A 19,720-nucleotide genomic window follows, 5' to 3' on the forward strand; every position below is an offset into this window, starting at 1 on the left:
CTTAGCTTAATTTTTGGGCGGCGGATTTCACCGCGGCGTGGATACGGGTATAGGTACCGCAGCGACAGATGTTGCCGCTCATCCCGGCGCGGATCTCCGCGTCGTCGGGGTTGGGAATTCCGTCCAGCAGGGCGGCGGCGCTCATGATCTGTCCCGCCTGACAGTAACCGCACTGGGGGACGTCGTGCTCCAGCCAGGCCAGCTGTACGGGGTGGTCACCGTCGGCGCTGAGGCCTTCGATGGTGGTGATGGACTGTCCGTCGATCTGACCCACCGGCAAGGAGCAGGAACGCATCGCCGCGCCATCCACGTGGACGGTGCAGGCACCACAGGCCGCGATGCCGCAGCCGTACTTGGTTCCGACCAGTCCGAGTTCATCGCGAAGTACCCACAGCAGGGGCATTTCGGGCTCGGCTTCCACGGTGCGGGTCTGCCCGTTGACGGTAAGGTTGAAAGTTGCCATGATAGAGATTTTGTAACCGATTAAAGGTAAGGGAAAAATAGCAGCCTGTCTTCCGCTCACCACCGGGCACCGATCCGGGGGGCGGCGTGTCTTGTTCAACCACTATCAATGCCCGCCACCCGCCACCACACCCGTTCCCTCTGGCGCTTGCTGCTGCCCCTCCTCCTGCTGCTGTTATACCTCAGTGGCGGCTGCTCCCGCCTGCGGGAGCAGCTGGAATTCTGGGTGGAACGCACCTTTACGGAGGCCAGTCCCCGGGAGGCCTTTCTCCGCAGCCGGCCCTTCGACTCAGCTACCCTGGCCCGGTGGGACTCCGCTTACCAGCGCGTCTTCCGGGATACCTTAAGGATTGAATTACCCCACCGGGAAGTCTTCCGGGCCACCGGGGACCCGGGCCTTTCCGCCCATGCACTGCACCTGCGCCTGCCGCCCGGAAGAAGACTCACCGTCCGCACCGAAGGCGGCATACCCTTCGGAGAACTGTTCCGAATGCCTCCCGCGGAAGAACCCCATTGGCTCGCCGGTTGGGATACGCTTTCCGGCTACCTGTCCTACGAAACCGCCGGCCCCGCAGCGGAAGATCTCCTCCTGGTGGTGCAGTCGCTTCCCAAGGCTACCGAACCCTTTACCCTGACCCTGGAGAGTGAGCCCGCCCTCCTGTTTCCGGTGGCGGGCCGCGACGCGGACAACATTGGCAGTTTCTGGGGCGACCGCCGCGACGGGGGGCGGCGGCGCCACGAAGGGAACGACATTTTCGCTCCCCGGGGCACCCCCGTGGTGGCGGCAGCCAAGGGGCGGGTAGCGCGGGTGCAGGACGGCGGACTGGGGGGCAAGACCATCTGGCTGCGGGACCGGGACCGGCGCCTCAACTATTATTACGCCCACCTCGACACCCAACTGGTCCGCCGCGGGCAGCGCGTAAGCCGGGGTGACACCATCGCGCGGGTAGGCAACACTGGCAACGCCCGCACTACCCCACCCCACCTCCACTTCGGGATCTACGGGAACGGCGCTTACGACCCTTTCCCCTACCTCGGACCGTCGGATGCTTCACCCGCTGATCCCCGCAGATTACCCGGCACGGTCACTGAGGTGCCCCGGCGGGGTACCCACTACCTGCGCCTTACCCCCTCCCGCAACGGGACGGTGATCCGGCAACTCGATGGCGGTGAATCAATTACGGAAGTGGCGACGACGGGGGCCTTCCACCGGGTGGTTACCGTGGCGGGAGAAACGGGCTACGTGAACTTTGACTAAAAAAAATACGCCCACCCCCGGTGGGGATGGGCGTACAAGTATAAAACCGAGATTTGTTCAAAGTGTCAAAATGTAGCCTATAAAATCTAACGCAAAGAACGGGGATATTCTTTGATAGTTAGTTCACATTGGTTAAAAAAGGGTCGAAAAGGGACATTTATTTCAAAGTTTGTTTGATTCTGCTGAGGGATTGGGGCCTTACCCCGATGTAGTTGGCTACGATTCCGGAGGGGATCCGCTTAATCAGCTCCGGGTACCGTTCCCTAAAAAAGAGGTACCGGTCCGTCGCCTTGAGGGGGAGCATCAGGGATTTTTCCTGCATCATTTCGATGAGCCGGCTGATGAACAGGCCCTGCATCAGGAGGCGGTTTTTGTCTTTTTGTTTGATTTCCCGCATCACGTGTTGGTCGATGACGCCGACCCGGCAATCCGTGATGCATTCACAGGTGAAATGGGACAACTGATCGTAGAGGGTGGCGTAGACGCAGGCCACGAACTCCCCCGGCCCAGCCACCAGGCGGGTAGAGATGTTGCCTTCCTCGTCGGTGACGTACAACCTCAGGTAGCCCGACAGCACGAAGAGGATCGGGGGCAGGTTGTCGCCCTCGCCGAAAATGGTGGTCTTTGCCGGGTAGCTCTGCTGGCCGCAAAAACTGACGAACTTATCTGCGGATGCCGGGTCAACCCCATTGCGTACCAGGGTATCGACGATCGGTCTGAGGGATTCCGATTGCATGTGAGTGTCTCCTAATCTGTCCAGCGATAGCTGGACCTAGCCTTTAACGGCATCCAAGTTACGCAATGACAGCAACACCACATTCTCCACGTGGCTGGTATGGGGGAACATATCCACCGGGCGGGCCCGCAGGATCTCGTAGCGCTCATCCAGCAGGGCCAGGTCACGGGCCTGGGTGGCGGGGTTGCAGCTCACGTATACAATCCGGGGTACTTCCATCTCCAGCAGCATATTCACCACTTTGGGGTGCATACCGGCCCGGGGCGGGTCGGTGATGAGCACGTCGGGCTTGCCATGGTCGGCGGCGAAGGCGTCGGTAAGGATGTCCTGCACCTGGCCGGCGTAGAAGGTCGCATTACCGACATTATTCAGTCGGGCGTTTTCGCGGGCATCGTCGATGGCGGCGGCAATTTCCTCGATTCCGACCACCTTGCGGCAGCGATCGGCCACGTACAAAGCGATGGACCCCAGGCCGGTATAGAGGTCGTAAACGTTCTCCTCCCCGGTCAGGCCGGCGAAGTCGCGGGCGATGGCGTAGAGGCGCTCGGCCTGGCGGGTGTTGGTCTGGAAAAACGACTTGGGCCCGATGCGGAAAGCCACGTGGTCCAGCCGTTCGGTGATGTACTCCTGCCCCGCGTAGTGGACCATTTCCAGGTCCATGAGGTATTCGTTCACCTTCGGATTGATGCAGTAGAACAGGCTAGTGATCTCGCTGCCGAAGCGCTCCAGGGCCGCGTCGAGGAAGCGGCGGATGGTGGGTTGGTCGTCGGAGAAGAAGGCGATCACTACCATGCACTCGTCGGTGGTGGTGGTGCGGACCATCATCTGTCGGAGCAGGCCGTGGCGTTCGCGCATGTCGAAGAAGGGCACTGCGAGCTCGGTGGCCAGAGCCCGCAAGCCGTTCCTCAGTTCGTTGCTGGGCCCGTGCTGGAGGTGGCATTCCTCGATCTGGATGAGCTTGTCGTAGGCCCCGGCCTTGTGGAAGCCGATCACGGGCTCCTCGTTGTCGATGTCGGTACCGATCTCTTCCGTGGTCAGCCAGCGGCGGTTGGCGCAGCCGAATTCCAGCTTGTTGCGGTAGAAGCGGATGTCCTCGCTGCCGAGGATGGGCTCCCACTCCTTCACCTCTACCTTGCCCAGGCGGCGGAAGGCGTCGTGCACCATCCGCTCCTTCTCCCGCAGCTGGCCCGCATAGGCGAAGTGTTGCCATTTGCACCCGCCGCATACCCCAAAGTGCTGGCAGAAGGGTTCCACCCGTTCACTGCTCCGCTGGTGAAAGTGGAGGGGGGCGGCGAACAGCACCTTTTTCTTTTTCCGGAAAGGGCGGACGTCCACCACGTCGCCCGGGGCCACGTCTTCCACGAAGACGGTGAGCCCCTCCTCGGTTTTGCCCACGCAGAATCCCTTATCGGCCAGGCCGGTGATGGTGACCTGATCAATGCGGGCGGGGAAACGGTTCTTTCTGCGACGTGCCATAGGGGAAGGGTTGGTAAGGGGCACTGCCACCCGCCGGAAGGCGCACCACCCGCGTGCCGGACGGGGAGGATGGGTTTTTGGGCGGGCAAAGGTACGCCCTCCCGCAGCATTCCCTAAACAATGAACTGCCGCAGGTAATCGTGGCTCTGCCGCAGGGAGCGCAGCCGCAGTTCCTCACTGCCTTCGTAGGCCCGGTCCTCCACTTCCACGCAGACGGGCCCGTGGTAGCCGGCGTCGGTGAGGTGACCGAAAAACTGGCCCCAGTCCACGTCGCCCAGGCCGGGCAGTTTCGGGGTGTGCCACTGCCCAGGGTGGGAGAATACCCCGTGGCGGTCCAGTTTGTCGCGGTCGATGCGCAGGTCCTTTGCGTGGACGTGCACCATGCGCTCGGGGTAGTCGCGGAACGGCCGGGTGTAGTCCATCTGCATCAGCACCAGGTGGCTCGGGTCGTAATTGAGTCCCCAGGCCGGGCTGGGGATATCGGTCCACATCCGCTCCCAAACGGCCGGGCTGACGGCGAGGTTGTTGCCGCCGGGCCATTCGTCGGCCGTGAAGCGCATCGGGCAGTTTTCGATGCCGATGCGGACGTCCTTTTCGGCGGCGTGGTCCACCAGGGGGCGCCAGGTGGCCAGGAAGTCGTCCCACTGGGCTTCGATGGTGCGGTCCTTGTCGCGGCCCACGAAGGTCGTAACGGTATTGATCCCCAGGGCCGCACTGGCGTCAATGAGGCGGTGGAGGTGGTCCACGGCGGCCTGCCGGCTTTCGGGGGCTCCGCCCAGGGGGTTGGGGTAATAGCCCAGGGAGGAGATGAACACCCCGTACTTCTCCTGAAGGGCCCGGACCTCGGCGATGCCTGCTTCATCCAGGCGGGACACGTCGACGTGGGTGACGCCGGCGTAGCGGCGCTCGGCCTTGCCCGGGGGCCAGCACATGGCTTCCACGCAATCGTAGCCGATATCGGCGGCGGTGCGCAGTACTTCTTCGAGGGTATAATCGGGCAGGATGGCGGTTACAAAACCCAGTTGCATAGTTACTATTTCGTTTGACCGAGGGCAACCAAGTTAGCAAAAAGGCGGTAGGCCCCGGGCACGCCGGCCGGCAGCTCGCGGAAGAAACTGTAGCCGGTGTAGACGTAGTGACCGGAACCGTAATTGGCCACCAGCAACCCGCCCTTGCGCTCGGGTTCGTCGGGGTCGTGGCAGCTGATCAGGGGGGTATACTCCGGGGCCCATTCGTCGGGGAAATACAGCCCGCGCTCCTGCACCCAGCCTTCAAAGTCGGCCGCGGTGATCTTGTTGGGGAAATTCAGGGCAGGGTGGTCCGGGGCGAGGATGCGCACGGGGGCATCTTCTACCGTGACCCGGTCGCGGCTCAGCTGCAGGGGATAGGGGCCGAGGTCCTTTTCGTCGATCTTCAGGCGGCGGTTGGTATTGTACTGCACGATGAGGGTACCACCCTGGCGGACGTAGTTCAGCAACCGGGGCTGATATACCGGCATCCGGTCGAGGGTATTGTAGGCCCGCACCCCTACTACGATGGCGTCATAGCGGCTCAGGTCGCCCATGGATGCCTCGGCGTCGTCGATGATGTTAACGTCCAGCCCGATGGCGTTCAGCGCTTCCGGGATGGCGTCGCCGGCCCCGGGAAGGTAACCCACCGTGCGCCCGGCGGTAGCCAGCTCCACGCGGGCCACGGCCGCGCCGCCGTCCAGGGCGGCCCGCTGGGTGGGGATGTGGGCGTGATCGATGGTGACCAACCGTCGGGAATACGACTGACCGGGAAACTGGTCCAGCGACAGCCGGGGCGTCACCCGCCCCTGCGACTGTCCGGCCGGGGGGGTGAGCCGGAAGGTGTAGAAGCGTTCCTGCCCCCGGCGGTCCAGCTTCACGTCGTGGGCACTGGGTTCGGTGGACCAGCCCTCGGGCACCTGCAGCCGCAGCTGGCCGGTCAGGGTGGGCGCCGCGGCGGTCACCTTCACCGTCACCGGTGCGGATTCGTCGCTGGAAAAGAGGTAGCTGGACTCCCCCACTTGCACGAAGGCGGGGGGCAGCAACTCGAAAGGCTGGAATTGCTCTCCGTCAACCGGGTCGGTGTAATGGTGACGGACGGGCCGGGTGACGGAGATTTCCTGACCACCAATCTCCAGGGTGAAGGTCACCTCCAGGGCATCATCCGATTCCGGCTTGCCGCGCTGCTGCTGGTCCTTTACGGTGTACATGCCCAGTTCCCATTCCTCGTCCAGCCAGTAGGGGCTGCTGGTCCGCCCCTCAGGCACGACGTAGTGGAGGGTGGTGGTGAAGGGCTCGGCCCGCGCCAGGGAAGCGGCCACCGTGGTATCTCCGGCGGCGGACCGCAGCGTGCGCAGGGTGACGGCCACCTCGCTGCGGTTCGTCGCTTCCACGGCAATGGCCACGCTGTCGCCGGCCGCCGCGTAGGGCTCCTCCGTGGTGGGACTGAGGTAGAGCCCCAGGGCGCCCACGATGATGTTGTCAAGTTCGGCAAGCTTCTTGGCTTTCCAGTAGTCGTCCTCCAGTCCCCGGATGGCGCTGCGGACCTTCAGCAGCTGGGGGATGGAGGCGGCCGGGTTATCGAAGTCAAACCCGGCTTCCAGGGTTTCGATCTCCCGGGCCACGGCCTGTCCGCCGCGGATGCGGTCCCAGCCGGTGTCGATCCCTTCGAAGGGGTTGTTTTCCTTGCCGGTGGCGTTGCCCTTCAGCAGTTCGAGCTTCTCCTGTTGGTTGTCGCGGCTGCCGGCGCTGCCGAATCCCTGGCTCTTGTGCTGGCTGCGGCTGCGGGCGGCGATTTCGGCGACGCTTTCCCCCCGCTTGGGCAGGTAGGTGCCGATGTTGACGGTAATAACGTCAGTGCTGTCGACGTAGTCGGGCAACTCAGTATCCCCCCAGCTGTAGGCATTCCAGTAGAGCCGGCGGGGCTGCCAGGGCTCCACGTACTCCAGTTGTTCGGGGAAGGCGGAGGGGTCGCCGGCCAGGTCGAAGGCTTCGCGGCCGATGAGGGCCGAGGCCGTGTGGTGGCCGTGGGTGGAGCCCGGGGCGCGGGGGTCGAAGCGCAGGATGATGACGTCGGGGCGCCACTTGCGGATCACCCAGACGGCGTCGGAGAGTACCTGTTGCTTGTCCCAGATCGTAAAGGTTTCGTCGGGGTGCTTGGAGTAGCCGAAATCGTTGGCGCGGCTGAAGAACTGCTGTCCCCCGTCGATGCGGCGGGCGGCCAGTAGTTCCTGGGTACGGGTGAGGCCGAGCAGCTCACTAATGTCCGGCGCGATGAGGTTCTGGCCGCCGTCGCCGCGGGTGAGGCTGAGGTAGGCCGTTTCCACCTGGTTGACGTTCGCCAGGTAGGCGATCATGCGGGTATTCTCGTCGTCGGGGTGGGCGGCGATGTAGAGGGCCGAACCCAGCACCCCGAGTTTCTGAATGGCGGCGTGGAGCTCGCCGGAGGCGGGGCGGGGCGGGGCCTGGGCGAACAGGGGGCCCAGGCTAAACAGGGCGGCGGCCAGTAGGATTACAATTCTCACGCGGCGGGGGGATTGGACAGGAAAACAATAAAGACAGCTATACGGTAAAGGTAGTTGATGCTGCACCAATTCTACCGAGCCCTGAACGACGGCCGCGGCTTGCCGGAATACTGGCGACGGAGTGCCGCCAGCCGGCGGGCCATGGACTGCCAGATCAGCCGCCACGCCTACGGCAGCCACCGCCGGCAGTACCTGCTGCTGCTCGAGCCTCCCGGCACCCAACCCGCCGACCCCCTGCCCTGGGCCTTCTATTTCCACGGTGGCGGCTGGACCTTCGGTACCCCGGAATCCTTTTCCCCCGCCGCCCGCCCCTGGCTGGCGGCCGGTTACCGGGTGGTACTGCCGAGCTACCGGCGTCCACCCCGCCACTGGCTGTCCGACATTGCCGCGGATTGCCGGGACGCCCTGGCCTTCACCGCCGACCTGGCCCGGCGCAGCGGCCGCCCCCTTTCCACCCCCCAGGTTGGAGGCATCAGTGCCGGTGGCCACCTCGCCGCCCTGCTGGCCCTGCACCCCGACTGGTGGACGCAGGCCGGTTGGAGCACCGGACCGGAAAAAGCCTTGCTGTGCGCCGCGCCGCTGGACCTGGGGCTGCTACGCCCCGCCATGCTTTTCCGCCGATACAATACTCTGAGCCCCCTCGGCAACCTCACGGCCGCCGCCCGCACCCGGTGGCTGTTGCTGCACGGCACCCACGATGGACTGGTGGCCTACCGGCATTCGGAGCGGTTCGAAGCAGCCCTGACGGCAGCGGGGGCAGAGGCGCGCCTGTTTACCCTGGAAAAAGGAGGCCACCTCGATGCCGGGCGGTGGACCTACGACGACCGCCACCCTACCGCGGAGCTTATTGCGGGCTTTGTCCGTCCAGCCGGTTCAGTCCCTCCCGGGCCAGGGTGAAGTCGGGCGCCATCCGCAGCGCGGTTTCGTAGTCGCGGCGGGCGGCGTCAAGGTTTCCGAGGCGTTCACTGGCGTAGCCCCGGTAGAAGAAGGCGCGGATGTGAATCGGGTCGTTCTTGATGGTGATGTTGAACTCATCGTAGGCCCGCTCCACGCTGTCAAGTTCCATGAGCAGCAGCCCGGCGTTGAAGTTGCCAGCCACGTACTGCCGGTCGATGGTACTGGCGCGGCGGTATTCGGCGATGGCCCGCGGCAGGTCGCCCCGGTCGCGGTAGAAGTCGGCCCTGGCGTGGATGGCGATCACGTCCCGCGGGTCGATGGCCACGGCGGCGTCGAAGTAGGCCTCGGCGCGCGGACTTTCCCGGGCGGCCATCAGTTCCCCCAGCAGCAGGTAGGCGTCGGTCATGTCGGGGTCGATCTGGGTGGCTTCCTCGGCGGCGTTGATCGCCCGGAGGGTATCGCCGGTTTCCTCGAATACCTGGCTGAGCAGGTAGTAGGCTTCCGGGTTGCGGGGGTCGAGGCGGACGGCCTCATTCAGGGAGGCCAGGGCGTCGTCGTATTGCTTGAGGATCAGCTGGGTTTCCGCCAGCCGCAGTTGGGTTTCCAGCCGGTCGGGGTCGAGGCGGGCGGCCCGTTCCAGGGTGCGCAGGGCCAGCCGGCTACGGTAGTAGTCGAGGTAGATGTCCGCCAGCTCGTAATGGTAGTCGACGTTGGTGCTGTCCAGGGTAAGGGCCCGGGTGAGGTCGTCGATGGCTCCGTCGTAGTTCTCCAGGTCGTAGAACATGCTGGCGCGCTGGCGGTACAGCTCCGGATCGTCGGGCTGGCGGGCAATGGCGGCCGAGAGCCGTTCGATGCCGGGATCACCGTTCGGGGGCGCCGCAGCTTCCTCGGGGGTTTCCGGTCCGCAGGCGAGCAGTCCGAGGAACAGCAGGGGAAGGCAGTAACGCAACATTGGTTTTCTTTGTGGGGGCTATAACGCCTCAGTTCCCGAATATCCTATGCCGGAGCCCACTCCCCTCATTGAATGCGTCGTCAACGTCAGTGAAGGCCGCAATGCCGCCACCCTCGAAGCCATCGCCACCGCCATCTCCGCCGTGGAGGATTGCTACCTGCTGCACCGCGACGTAGGTCCGGGGGCCCACCGCACCGTATTCACCTTTGCCGGTCCGCCGGAGGCCGTGTTTGCCGGTGCCCTGGCCGTGTACGAAGTAGCCGCGGCACGTATCGATATGCGGGAGCACCGGGGTACCCATCCCCGCAGCGGGGCGGTTGACGTTTGCCCCTTCGTCCCGATTTCGGGGATAAGCCTGGAGGAGGTGGCGGCGCGGACGCGGGTGCTGGGGCAGTTACTGGCCGAACGCTTCGACTTGCCCGTATTCCTGTACGCCGCGAGCGCCACGTCCCCCGACCGCTTCGGTCTGGAGCAGGTCCGCCGGGGGGAGTACGAAGGCCTCGCCGCCAAATTGCAGTTGCCGGAGTGGCAGCCCGACTTCGGGCCGTCGATTCCTCATCCGCGCCTCGGCGCCACGGTCATGGGAGCGCGGCCCTTCCTGATCGCCTGGAACATCAACCTGGCGCCGGAAGCCACCCTGGCCCAGGCCCGGCAACTGGCGGGGAGACTGCGCGGCAGCGGAACCAAGGGGCGGCCCGGACTTTTCCCCGGGCTGAAGGCCATCGGCTGGCACATCGAGGAGTACGGCCGGTGTCAGGTGAGTTGCAATGTAGTGGACCCCGATAACACGGCCTTGGCCCGGGTGTACCTCACGGCCGTCAGCCTGGCCGACGGGATGAGGATCCGGGTAACCGGCTCGGAGCTCATCGGGCTCATTCCGGAACGGCACCTGCGCGCCGCCGCCCGCGGATTCTGTTTCGAAGGCGGGTACGAAGAGGAAATGGAAACGGCCGTAACGGTACTTGGACTCGACGACCTGGGCCCATTTAACTGGCGGAAGCGTGTGTTGGAAGCGGTATATCGTGACGCTGCTCAAACAGACCGTCGGAGCCAATAAAGTAGGACCGGCCGTCGCGCATGCGGATGCACAGGCCCCGGCGACCGCCGAAATCAATGCACTGGAAGCGGGAGCTGGGGTCAACCAGGGCTCCAGACCACCGCGCCGAAGGCGTAACGTCGACGAAGGAGCAGTCCGCCATTTCCTTGGTGGGCAACTTCAGGCGGCTACCGACCAGGCCACGCGTCCGCACCTTGAGGTGCTTCTTGCTGACCTTGATGCGCAGCCGTGAGCTGTACACGCCGTACCACCCCAGGGCCACGAACAGGGCGATGAGGCCGGTAACGGTGGTGTCGTAAACGGTAACCCCATTGAAAATAGTGACGACCACCCGGTAAAGGACGAGGGAGGACATCAGCAGGAGGAGGGCAATGATGCCGGGGTTGCGGAAGCGCTGCTCTTCTTTGAAATAGGTTTTGGCCATGGTGAGATTAGGTCTGGTAGACAGACATAACGTCACCGGATAAACTTTAGTTTACCTCAGGTTTACAATGAGTTAACATTGGGCTAATTTTTCACCACCCGCTGTTGTTCAGATCCCCACTGGATCAAATATACGCCAATAGGCAGGGAGTCCGCTTCCACTACGGCCTGCCGCCCCTCCACGGTAATGCGGAGCTGCTGGCTCACTTCCCGTCCCTGGAGGTCGAACATCCGGGGTTGTCCAGGCAGGTCGGCGGATGTGCGGACGGTGAGCCGGGAGGTGAAAGGATTGGGGAAGGTGAGTAGCTCACTTTCGGGGGCTTCCCAAAGGGCGGTGACGACGGCGGAATAGTCGACCGTGCCGTCAAAATCGACCTGGGCGAGGCGGTAGAAGTTCGTCCCGGCAGCGGGCGTCGCATCCAGGTAACTGAAAGCGGCGTAGCGGTTGCTGGTACCATTGCCGGCCACTTCGTCCAGCGCTTCCCATTCCGTTCCATCTACGGACCGCTCCACGCGGAAGTAGTCGTTCTCGGTTTCCGAGGCTACTTCCCACTGCAGTTCCACGCCGGTAACGCGGGCGACGGCGCGGAAGTCGAGCCAGTCGACGGGGGCGGCGGCGTCGGAAACAACCAGGAAGAGGCTGTTCTGACTGAGCTGCAAACAGTTACCCGTCTGGATGCCGGAGAGGGTACTGCCGGGGAAGGTGGTGGGGTCGACCGTAGTCGTTTCGTAATCCACCCCGTACACCTCGTAGTCGCCAGCGTTTAGCGTGCGAAAATCGGCGGTAGGCGACTGGGCCACGATGTCGTCGGTAGCAGCCGTAGTGGCCAGGTAGGTATAGGCGTGGTTGGTGGCCAGGGGGGTACCCTGATAAAGGACGGGACCGGCCGGATCCACCGTAAGCGTATAGCTTAGGCCTCCTGAGGCAATACTGGAGTTGGGGATAGCCACAAAAATGAAATACTTCTGGCCGCCGGTCACCTCAAAAGTGATGGTGGGCCGGTTGGCACCAGTGGTCGTCCCACTCGAGGCAACCCAGTTATCGCAAATGGCCTGGGTAATCGACGTACCCCGGAAGATGGAGAAGGTGTAGGTATTCTGGGGTATGGAGGGAGGATTTGACAGATTGGTCTTGCTGAGGGTGACCGCTCCACTCTGCGCCGGCTGGAAAGTATACAGGTCATACTTCACGTTGGTGTTCATTGCCGCACAGGTTTCCGGCGTCTCGGGACCTGCCGAATTATCGGCCCGGAAATTTTTGGTAGTAGGGTCGCTGCTTTGCAAAACTCCACTGAATGAGGTCACCTCATTTCCCGTGAGCGGGTACACCGGCAGCTGGGCTTCCGGGGTGCCGGCTTCGGCCGCAAGGATTATTTCCTCGGAACCAACGTTGTTGGTGACCGTTTGGCAAGCTCCACCCTGGGCGGAAATGAGGAAAGGAAGGAAGAGGGCACCAGCCATTAGTAGCCGGCGCAGGTTGTGTCGTTTGTTCATAGTAGAGTAAAGGCAAGTCACATACGTGCCGCGCAATAGCGGACACCCATCCCACCGCACACCGGGTACGCGATGGGGCTACAAATTACACATTAGTACACTTATTTCCGACCGGGGTTTGGCGGGCAAACGTTAAAGACTGCCAATGGCATACTCAAAAACAGCTACCTTCCCCCCTATGCGCATCATTTTCCACCTTGTTTTCCTGGCCACCCTCACCCTCCACGGCTGTCGGCAGTCCGCTCCCCTGCCCGACACTTCCGTCGTTTCCGGTGACGGCAGCCCCTGGCTCACCGGCTTTGAGAAGCCGGCCACCAACCCGATCATGCGGGCCGACAGCAGCTATGCATTCGAGGATCCCCTGACCGGGAAAACGGTCAAATGGCAGCGGGCCGACGTATTCAACCCGGGTGCCGTGGTAAGGGGCGACAGCGTCTATCTCTTCTTTCGCGCCGAGGACAACCCCCGGGCCATTCTCGGACGCCGCACCAGTCGCATCGGCCTGGCCGCCAGCGCCGACGGCATCAACTTCACCCGCTACCCAGACCCGGTCCTCTACCCCGCCCCCGACAACAACCGCGAATTCGAAGACCCGGGTGGCTGCGAAGATCCCCGCGTGGTGGCCCTGGAAGACGGCCACTACCTCATGCTCTACACCGGCTGGAACCAGGAAGTGGCCCGCCTCTGCTCGGCTACCTCCACCGACCTGGTGAACTGGACCAAGCACGGGCCGGTCTTCCAGGACGCCTATGGCGGCAAGTTCCACGACACCTGGTCGAAATCCGGCTCGGTCGTCTGTAAACTGAATGAAGAGGGGCAACTCGAGGCCGTGCCCATCAACGGAAAATACTGGATGTACTGGGGCGACGCAGTGGTGGGACTGGCCTACAGCGACGATCTGCTCGACTGGACGCCCGTACTTAACGCCGACAGCACCCTCTACGACCCCCTCCCGCGGCGTCCGGGCACCTTCGATAGCGGACTCAGCGAACCCGGCCCGCCGGCCCTGCTCACCGACGCGGGTATCCTGGTCCTCTACAACGGGAAGAACGAGGAGGTGGACTCCCTGCGCTCAATGGACATGGGCCCGGGGGCCTACTGCGGCGGTCAGGCCCTCTTCAGCGCCGAAGACCCGACGAAATTGCTGGACCGTATGGATGAGCCCTTCATTTGTCCTTCCATGCCCCACGAGATGACCGGACAGTACTCCTCCGGCACCACCTTCATCGAGGGACTGGTGTACTTCAAGGGCAAGTGGTACCTGTACTACGGCACGGCGGACTCCATGGTCGGCGTGGCCGTCCGCGACTAGGCCGCTTCCGCGGTCGCGGAGCTGGTGGCCTTCTCGCCTTCCGAAATGCGGGCCGCGGCGTACTTCTTGAAGATGTGGCGCTGCATGTAGCGGCCGATGCTGGCTACGGCACGCAGGCGCTGCCAGTGCTCGGAAGGGACGCCGAAGTAGGCGTAGACCGCCCCGTTGTTCCGAAACTTGACGAAGAGGGTATTGGCGGCCCGCAGGTAGCCCATCTCCGAGAGCATCTGGGAGTCGACCTTTTGCATTACGATGGGAAGTGCCATAACCGGATGATTTTCAGCTTACTGTTGTAAGTTGAAAACACCCAAGGCTAGCAAAAAGTTGTTGTTTTAAAACTTTTTGTTGGTTTTAAACCAAGCTTATTTGCTCCCGAAAAAGCTCCGTACCCGGTCGCAGATGTACTGCTGGGTGGCTTCGTCGAGTTCGCTGTGCATGGGCAGGGAGATGACCTCCTTGCAGAGGGTATCGGTGACGGGCAGAAAGTCGATCTTGTTGGCCGCCGTTCCCCGGAAGGCGCCCTGGTCGTAGAGGGGCACGGGGTAGTAGATCATGCTGGGGATGCCGGCTTCCTGGAGGTACTGCTGGAGGGCATCGCGGCGCCCGTCGGTCACGCGCAGGGTATACTGGTGGTAAACGTGGGTGCTGCTCGGCAGACGGGCGGGGGGGAGCAGGCCCTCGATTCCGGCGAGTTGCTGGTCGTAGTAGCGGGCGGCGCTCTGGCGGCTGGCGTTGTAGTCGTCGAGGCGGGGCAGCTTGCAGTTCAGGATGGCGGCCTGTACGGAGTCGAGTCGGCTGTTGCAGCCCACGACGTCGTGGTAGTAGCGGCGGTTTTGTCCGTGGTTGGCTACGGTGCGCAGGCGGGCCGCCAGTGCATCGTCGTCGGTATTGATGGCGCCCCCATCGCCGTAGGCTCCCAGGTTCTTGCTGGGGTAGAAGCTGGTACACCCGATGTCGCCGAGGGTACCCGTGCGCCCCACCCTTCCGTCGGAGAAGGTGTAGGCCGCCCCGATGGCCTGGGCGTTGTCTTCCACGATTCGCAGGTCGTGCCGTTCGGCCAACCGGCGGATGGGCTCCATATCACAGCTCTGTCCGAAGAGATGGACGGGGATGATGGCGCGGGTCCGCGGCGTGATGGCCGGCTCGATGAGTTCCGCGGTCACGTTGAAGGTGAAGGGATCAACGTCTACCATCACCGGGCTGAGTCCCAGCAGCGCGATCACCTCAGCGGAAGCCACGTAGGTGAAGGCCGGTACGATCACCTCGTCGCCGGGTTTCAGGCCGAGGGCCATCAGCGCGATCTGCAGGGCGTCGGTTCCGTTGGCACACGGGATGACGTGCTTGCAGCCGAGGTAGTTCTCCAAACCCGATTGGAAATCCTTCACCGCCGGTCCGTTGATAAAGGCTCCTCCGCGAATCACCTCCAACACTGCCTGGTCAACTTCTTCCTGCATCGCTTCGTACTGGGTCCGGAGATCGACCATTTGGATGTTGGTGGGGGGAGTGGAAGTCATCTGGGAGAGGGGAGTTGGTTCTTTAGGGGGGGAATAGTTCTTTAGGCCGCCGTTAGTTCTTTAGGCGGCCCGGGGGGGGCGAACTGTCTCTATTAACTCCTATCAAGGCCTACGGTTTTACCGGGACCGACCACCTTGCCATCTCCCTGGGAATCGCTAGAAGCCCATTTCGACAATCTCCACGCCTTCGGTATCGAAGAGGGAGTGGTCGATGTTGTTGCCCGATTTGATGTCGGTGAAGTGGGTCTCGTAGGTGGTCTTGCCGTCCTCGGTGGTGGACTGGATGGGGAATCCATCGGCCAGGTCCTGGAGGCCGGGGGGTACCGACATCTTCTTGGCGCCCGGGCCTCCCATGACACTGGAGATGCGGCCGAATACATCCTCGGTACTCAGGTCGAGGTCCTTGGTGACCCAGGACCGGGTGGTGGTGTTTTCCTTGGTGTTTTCCACAATGACGAGTTCGCAGTCGTAGCCGTCGATGGTGCGGCGCTCACCGGTTCTTTCGATGCGCAGGTGGTCGGTGGATTCGTCGACGGATTTGGCGAAGAGGCTACCCAGTTTCGGAACCTTCATCCGGTAGGCCTGGGTTTCTCCCTTCTTGTCGGTGGTGATCATGGTGGTCTTGCCGTCGGAACCGTCGAAGATCATGCGGACGGGCCCCTCACCCGTGTCCGCCATGCGCATGGCCACCTTGTCGCCGGTTGCGCCGAGTTCCACGCTGTTCTCCTCCGACTTGTTGCGCTTCTGCTCGGTGACGACCATCGTCAGGCTGAAGGCGGTACCGGTCTGCACCGGCGCAGTAAGTAGACGGGTGGATTCCGGGGCGGCGGGGAGGTCAGGGGCGGCGTAGGCCAGGGTCGGTTGACCAGCCGCGGGGGCGGACAGGATTCCTAATAAAAGGGCGGATAAAATTAGGCGGTTCATCATGGCGTTTCGTGGTTGGTTGGTGCGCCGCTTAATGCGATCACTTTCCATCCCGTTACACGGCACGCCTGCTTTCTGGAATCGGGTGGGCTATTCCCGGACGCCCCGCCCGCCAAACTTCCAATCCGAAGCGAGGGTTATACCCGTAGGTATTGTATTCTTCTCTATTTACCCCAATGAAAACCCCATGAAACAGTCCGCTGCCCTGAAGGGAGAGCTTTCCCGCATCCTCTTCCTGGTTTTTCTCAGCCTGGTCTTTCTGGCCCTGTTTTTCCTGCCCAGCCTGGCCCAGCTTTTCTAGCCCCGGTTGGCCGGGTGGAAGGATAAAATCGTTTCCCGCAGGAAATCCGTATCCAGGTGGGTATAGATTTCGGTGGTGAGGATCGACTCATGGCCGAGTAATTCCTGCACCGCCCGCAGGTCCGCCCCGCCCTCAATGAGGTGGGTAGCGAAGGAGTGGCGGAAGGTATGGGGGCTCACCCGCTTGTCGATCCCCGCTTCCGCCGCGTATTTCTTCACCGCCGTAAAGACCGACACCCGGCTCAGCGCTCCGCCCCGACGGTTCAAAAAGACGGTATTTTCGTCTTTGATTTCGGGCAGCTGATCCCGCACGTGCCGCATATAGATCTCCAGGTGTTTCACCGCTGCGGGCCCGATCGGCACCAGTCGCTCCTTGTTCCCCTTACCCGTTACCCGCAGAAATTCCTGGTCCAGGTAGAGGTCGGAGAGCCGCAGGCCGGTGGCTTCGCTTACCCGCAATCCACAGGCGTAAAGCGTTTCCAGCAGGGCGCGGTCGCGCAGTCCGTGGTCGGTGCTCAGGTCGATGGCGGCGAGCAGGGCGCGGATCTCCTCGTAGGACAGCACTTCGGGAATCTTACGGCCGAGTTTCGGGGCGCGCAGCAATTCGGTGGGGTCGCGGTCGATCACCCGCTCGTCCAACAGGAAGGCGAAGAAGGTTTTCAGGGCCGACACCAGCCGGGCCTGGGAGCGGGGGGCCAGTCCGAGTTCCGCCAGGTGCTGCAGGAAGCCGTCGAGGTGCAGGCACTCAATCTCCCCCACTCCCGGGCTCCATCCGCGCAGGTCGAGGTAGGCGGGCAGTTTCTCCAGGTCGCTGCGGTAGGCCTTCAGGGTGTGTTCGCTGTAGCCGCGGGTGAGCTTCAGGTAGGCTTCGAAGGAGCGGAAGAGGGGCAACCAGCGGTTCTGCATAAGTAATTCTTGGGGGCGGCGGCGCGCGGGTTCCGGGGAAGGACTTGGCACCCGCGTCCGCGCCTACTGGGCCAGCAGAAAGCCGCCTTCGGGCTGCCGTTCAATGATGAGGCCACGGAAATCCTCGCGGAAGGCGGCTACCTCCAGTCCCTCGAATTCCTCCCGCGCGTGGGTGGTCGTGAGCACCACCACGGGGCAGCCCGCGTTGTTGGCCGCCCGGGCACCGGTGACGCTGTCCTCGAAGATGAGGCACTCGCTCAGCGGCACCCCGATGCCTTCCGCGGCCTGGTGGAAGACTTCCGGATCGGGCTTGCCGTTCTTCACCATGCCCGAATGCACCACGTGACCGAAGAGGGAGCGGAGCCCCAGGCCGTCGATGACGAAGAAGGCGTTCTCCTCCGGCCCCGCGGTGCCCACCGCCATAGGCACATCCTGGGCGTAGGCGTGCTTGATGAACTCCAGGGCGCCACCGACCGTGTTGGCCTCCAACTCGGGCGCGAAGATTTCCCGGTAGGCGGCCTCCTTGTCACGGGAAATGGCCAGCCGCTCGTCGGGGGAATAGCGGTCCCCGAAGAGGCGCTCCAGGATCTCGGTGTTCACCCCGTGGATCTCCTCCTTCACCCGCTCGATGGTGTAGTCGAGTCCCAGCTCCCCCAGCTTGCGCTGCCAGGCCCGGTGGTGGACCATCATATTGTCCACCAGGGTACCGTCGAGGTCAAAGAGAATGCCGGAGAAAGGGATGGGGGTCATATGGATTTACGATTTTTGATTGCGATTGGCTGTTGCCCGCTGGCGGGTACATTTTCCCAGAGCGAGCAAAATTACGCTGTTTTGGGCGGGACCCGGGTTGCCCAGGGCGAGGCGCTGCGCGCCGAGGGAATTTACCAAGCAGAAGGCGCCATGTACCATTTGCGGAGCAGCGCAACGGGAAGCATTCAGCCCTTCCGGGCGTACATGGCCGGCCGGACCAATCCCCAGCGGGCGAGGCGGTGGACGATGGATACGCGGAGGACGCCCAGGCCGTACTTGCTGCTGCGCAGGAAGTTGATGCTGCTCGCCTCTTCGAAGTACTTGGTGGGGCAGGTAACCTCGGCGATGGGGAAGCGGTGGAAGATGATCTGTGAGAGCATCTCGTTGTCGAAGACGAAGTCGTCGTCGTTGGCTTCGAAATTGATGGTCTCAAGCACCTCGCGGCTGAAGGCCCGGTAGCCGGTGTGGTATTCGCTGAGCTTGTAGTTGACCAGGAAATTCTGGACGGCCGTCAGGAAGCGGTTGGCGACGTATTTGTACAGGGGCATGCCCCCACGCAGGGCGCCCATGCCCAGAATACGGGAGCCGAGTACCACGGGGTAGACGCCCTCGCCGATGATGTTACACATGGCGGGGATGAGCTTGGGGGTGTACTGGTAATCGGGGTGCAGCATCACCACGATGTCGGCGCCCACCTCCAGGGCCTTGCGGTAGAGGCTTTTCTGGTTGCCGCCGTAGCCGCGGTTGCGGGGGTGGGTGATCACGTACTCCACGCCCAGCTGCCGGGCCAGGGCGGAGGTTTCGTCGGCGCTGGCGTCGTCGCAGAGGATGACCTCGTCGACCAGGTCGCGGGGCACCTCCCGGTAGGTGCGTTCCAGGGTGAGGGCGGCGTTATAGGCCGGCATCACCACTACTACCTTCTTGTCCTTGTACATGGGGCCCAAAAGTAGGCAACATCCCCTACCCCTGGGAGGTCGGCCTCACCTGCAGTTCGTTGATGTGGACGCTGTCGGGCTGGCTGATAGCGTAGTGGATGGCGTTGGCGATGTCTTCGCTGGCGAGGAACTTCAGGTCCTTGAAGAACCCCTGGATGTCGTTCATGAGCTCGTCGTCGGTGATGGTCTCCGTCAGTTCGGTTTCCACCGCGCCGGGCTCGATGCAGGTCACGCGTATCCCGTGCTTGGGGGCGAGTTCCTGCCGCAGTCCGTCGCTTAGGGCCCGCACGGCGAATTTAGTGGCGGAGTAAACGGCGCTGCCCACCATGACCTCCCGACCGGCCACGCTGGAGATGTTGACGATGTGGCCCTGCTTGCGCTCCACCATGTCGGGGAGGGTTTCGGCCAGGCAGTGGAGTACGCCGTTTACGTTGACGTCGACCATCTTGAGCCACTCGTCCACGTGGAGGTTCTTCATGTAGCTGAGGGGCATGATGCCGGCGTTGTTGACCAGGATGTCGCAGGGGCCGAAGGTGGCCCTGGTCTGCTCTACCAGCTGCTTGACGTCCTTGGCCTTGGTGACGTCGGTTTCCACAACGAGGGCTTCGCCGCCGGCCTTTTCAATTTCCCGCTTCAGTTCGTTGAGGCGGGAGGCCCGGCGGGCTGCCAGCACGACCTTTACGCCGTCTGCGGCCAGTTTCTTCGCGGTGGCTTCCCCGATGCCGCTGCTGGCCCCAGTGATGATGGCTACTTTTCCCTGTAATTGCATAGTTCCTTTTTCGGTGCAACTCC

General features: G+C 63.1%; 19 protein-coding genes. 4 read left to right on the plus strand and 15 right to left on the minus strand.

Going from position 1 to position 19,720, the window contains the following annotated elements:
- Position 1: 1 nt before the first annotated feature.
- The gene (locus tag CGL56_RS12560) at positions 2 to 463 is read right to left on the minus strand and encodes a (2Fe-2S)-binding protein (RefSeq protein WP_099106914.1); all 462 of its coding nucleotides are present in this window, start codon (positions 461 to 463) and stop codon (positions 2 to 4) included.
- A 108-nt stretch (positions 464 to 571) separates the two neighbouring features.
- On the opposite strand from CGL56_RS12560, the gene CGL56_RS12565 reads away from it, so the two are divergent.
- Entirely contained in the window at positions 572 to 1,720 is a 1,149-nt protein-coding gene (locus CGL56_RS12565) for a M23 family metallopeptidase (RefSeq protein ID WP_099106915.1), read from the plus strand.
- A gap of 157 nt (positions 1,721 to 1,877) precedes the next feature.
- Here CGL56_RS12565 and CGL56_RS12570 read toward each other — a convergent pair whose 3' ends face one another.
- The 4 genes from CGL56_RS12570 to CGL56_RS12585 form a co-directional block, all read right to left on the minus strand.
- On the minus strand, positions 1,878 to 2,456 hold the full coding sequence (locus CGL56_RS12570; protein WP_099106916.1) for a Crp/Fnr family transcriptional regulator: 579 nt from the start codon (positions 2,454 to 2,456) through the stop codon (positions 1,878 to 1,880).
- A gap of 36 nt (positions 2,457 to 2,492) precedes the next feature.
- Positions 2,493 to 3,932, minus strand: a complete 1,440-nt coding sequence (gene rlmD, locus CGL56_RS12575; protein ID WP_099106917.1) for a 23S rRNA (uracil(1939)-C(5))-methyltransferase RlmD — start codon at positions 3,930 to 3,932, stop codon at positions 2,493 to 2,495.
- Between the two features lie 113 nt (positions 3,933 to 4,045).
- A complete protein-coding gene (locus CGL56_RS12580) occupies positions 4,046 to 4,960 on the minus strand; it encodes a sugar phosphate isomerase/epimerase family protein (RefSeq protein WP_099106918.1) in 915 nt (304 codons plus the stop codon).
- Positions 4,961 to 4,965: 5 nt separating this feature from the next.
- Positions 4,966 to 7,464: a PIG-L family deacetylase gene (locus CGL56_RS12585; RefSeq protein WP_099106919.1), complete on the minus strand. Its 2,499-nt coding sequence runs from the start codon at positions 7,462 to 7,464 to the stop codon at positions 4,966 to 4,968.
- 57 nt (positions 7,465 to 7,521) lie between these two features.
- Between CGL56_RS12585 and CGL56_RS12590 the strand changes: the two genes are divergently transcribed.
- A complete protein-coding gene (locus CGL56_RS12590) occupies positions 7,522 to 8,361 on the plus strand; it encodes an alpha/beta hydrolase (RefSeq protein ID WP_099106920.1) in 840 nt (279 codons plus the stop codon).
- Here CGL56_RS12590 and CGL56_RS12595 read toward each other — a convergent pair.
- The gene (locus CGL56_RS12595) at positions 8,309 to 9,313 is read right to left on the minus strand and encodes a tetratricopeptide repeat protein (protein WP_099106921.1); all 1,005 of its coding nucleotides are present in this window, start codon (positions 9,311 to 9,313) and stop codon (positions 8,309 to 8,311) included. The two genes, CGL56_RS12590 and CGL56_RS12595, sit on opposite strands and share 53 nt — an antisense overlap.
- Before the next feature lie 46 nt (positions 9,314 to 9,359).
- Here CGL56_RS12595 and ftcD point away from each other — a divergent pair, with 46 nt between their 5' ends.
- A complete protein-coding gene (gene ftcD, locus CGL56_RS12600) occupies positions 9,360 to 10,370 on the plus strand; it encodes a glutamate formimidoyltransferase (protein ID WP_099106922.1) in 1,011 nt (336 codons plus the stop codon).
- Here ftcD and CGL56_RS12605 read toward each other — a convergent pair.
- Entirely contained in the window at positions 10,300 to 10,794 is a 495-nt protein-coding gene (locus tag CGL56_RS12605; protein WP_099106923.1) for a hypothetical protein, read from the minus strand. The genes ftcD and CGL56_RS12605 overlap by 71 nt on opposite strands.
- A gap of 83 nt (positions 10,795 to 10,877) precedes the next feature.
- Positions 10,878 to 12,287, minus strand: a complete 1,410-nt coding sequence (locus tag CGL56_RS12610) for a T9SS type A sorting domain-containing protein (protein WP_143470711.1) — start codon at positions 12,285 to 12,287, stop codon at positions 10,878 to 10,880.
- A 178-nt stretch (positions 12,288 to 12,465) separates the two neighbouring features.
- Here CGL56_RS12610 and CGL56_RS12615 point away from each other — a divergent pair, with 178 nt between their 5' ends.
- Positions 12,466 to 13,599 carry a glycoside hydrolase family 130 protein gene (locus CGL56_RS12615; RefSeq protein WP_099106925.1) on the plus strand — a complete coding sequence of 378 codons (1,134 nt, stop codon included), beginning with the start codon at positions 12,466 to 12,468 and terminating at the stop codon, positions 13,597 to 13,599.
- Here the strand turns inward: CGL56_RS12615 and CGL56_RS12620 are convergent.
- The 7 genes from CGL56_RS12620 to CGL56_RS12650 all read right to left on the minus strand — a co-directional run bounded on the left by CGL56_RS12620 (position 13,596) and on the right by CGL56_RS12650 (position 19,697).
- Complete coding sequence (locus CGL56_RS12620) at positions 13,596 to 13,865, minus strand: KTSC domain-containing protein (RefSeq protein ID WP_099106926.1); 270 nt, start codon at positions 13,863 to 13,865, stop codon at positions 13,596 to 13,598. The two genes, CGL56_RS12615 and CGL56_RS12620, sit on opposite strands and share 4 nt — an antisense overlap.
- A 96-nt stretch (positions 13,866 to 13,961) precedes the next feature.
- A complete protein-coding gene (locus CGL56_RS12625) occupies positions 13,962 to 15,113 on the minus strand; it encodes a DegT/DnrJ/EryC1/StrS family aminotransferase (RefSeq protein WP_099106927.1) in 1,152 nt (383 codons plus the stop codon).
- 156 nt (positions 15,114 to 15,269) lie between these two features.
- A complete protein-coding gene (locus CGL56_RS12630) occupies positions 15,270 to 16,040 on the minus strand; it encodes a DUF4412 domain-containing protein (protein ID WP_167641588.1) in 771 nt (256 codons plus the stop codon).
- A 294-nt stretch (positions 16,041 to 16,334) separates the two neighbouring features.
- A complete protein-coding gene (xerD, locus tag CGL56_RS12635) occupies positions 16,335 to 17,243 on the minus strand; it encodes a site-specific tyrosine recombinase XerD (protein WP_099106929.1) in 909 nt (302 codons plus the stop codon).
- 63 nt (positions 17,244 to 17,306) lie between these two features.
- Positions 17,307 to 17,993: an HAD family hydrolase gene (locus CGL56_RS12640; protein WP_099106930.1), complete on the minus strand. Its 687-nt coding sequence runs from the start codon at positions 17,991 to 17,993 to the stop codon at positions 17,307 to 17,309.
- Positions 17,994 to 18,178: 185 nt separating this feature from the next.
- Positions 18,179 to 18,928, minus strand: a complete 750-nt coding sequence (locus tag CGL56_RS12645) for a glycosyltransferase family 2 protein (protein ID WP_099106931.1) — start codon at positions 18,926 to 18,928, stop codon at positions 18,179 to 18,181.
- A 25-nt stretch (positions 18,929 to 18,953) separates the two neighbouring features.
- Positions 18,954 to 19,697 carry an SDR family oxidoreductase gene (locus CGL56_RS12650; RefSeq protein ID WP_099106932.1) on the minus strand — a complete coding sequence of 248 codons (744 nt, stop codon included), beginning with the start codon at positions 19,695 to 19,697 and terminating at the stop codon, positions 18,954 to 18,956.
- Positions 19,698 to 19,720 lie beyond the last annotated feature (23 nt).

The organism is Neolewinella marina (genome assembly GCF_002631205.1).
Lineage (GTDB): Bacteria > Bacteroidota > Bacteroidia > Chitinophagales > Saprospiraceae > Neolewinella > Neolewinella marina.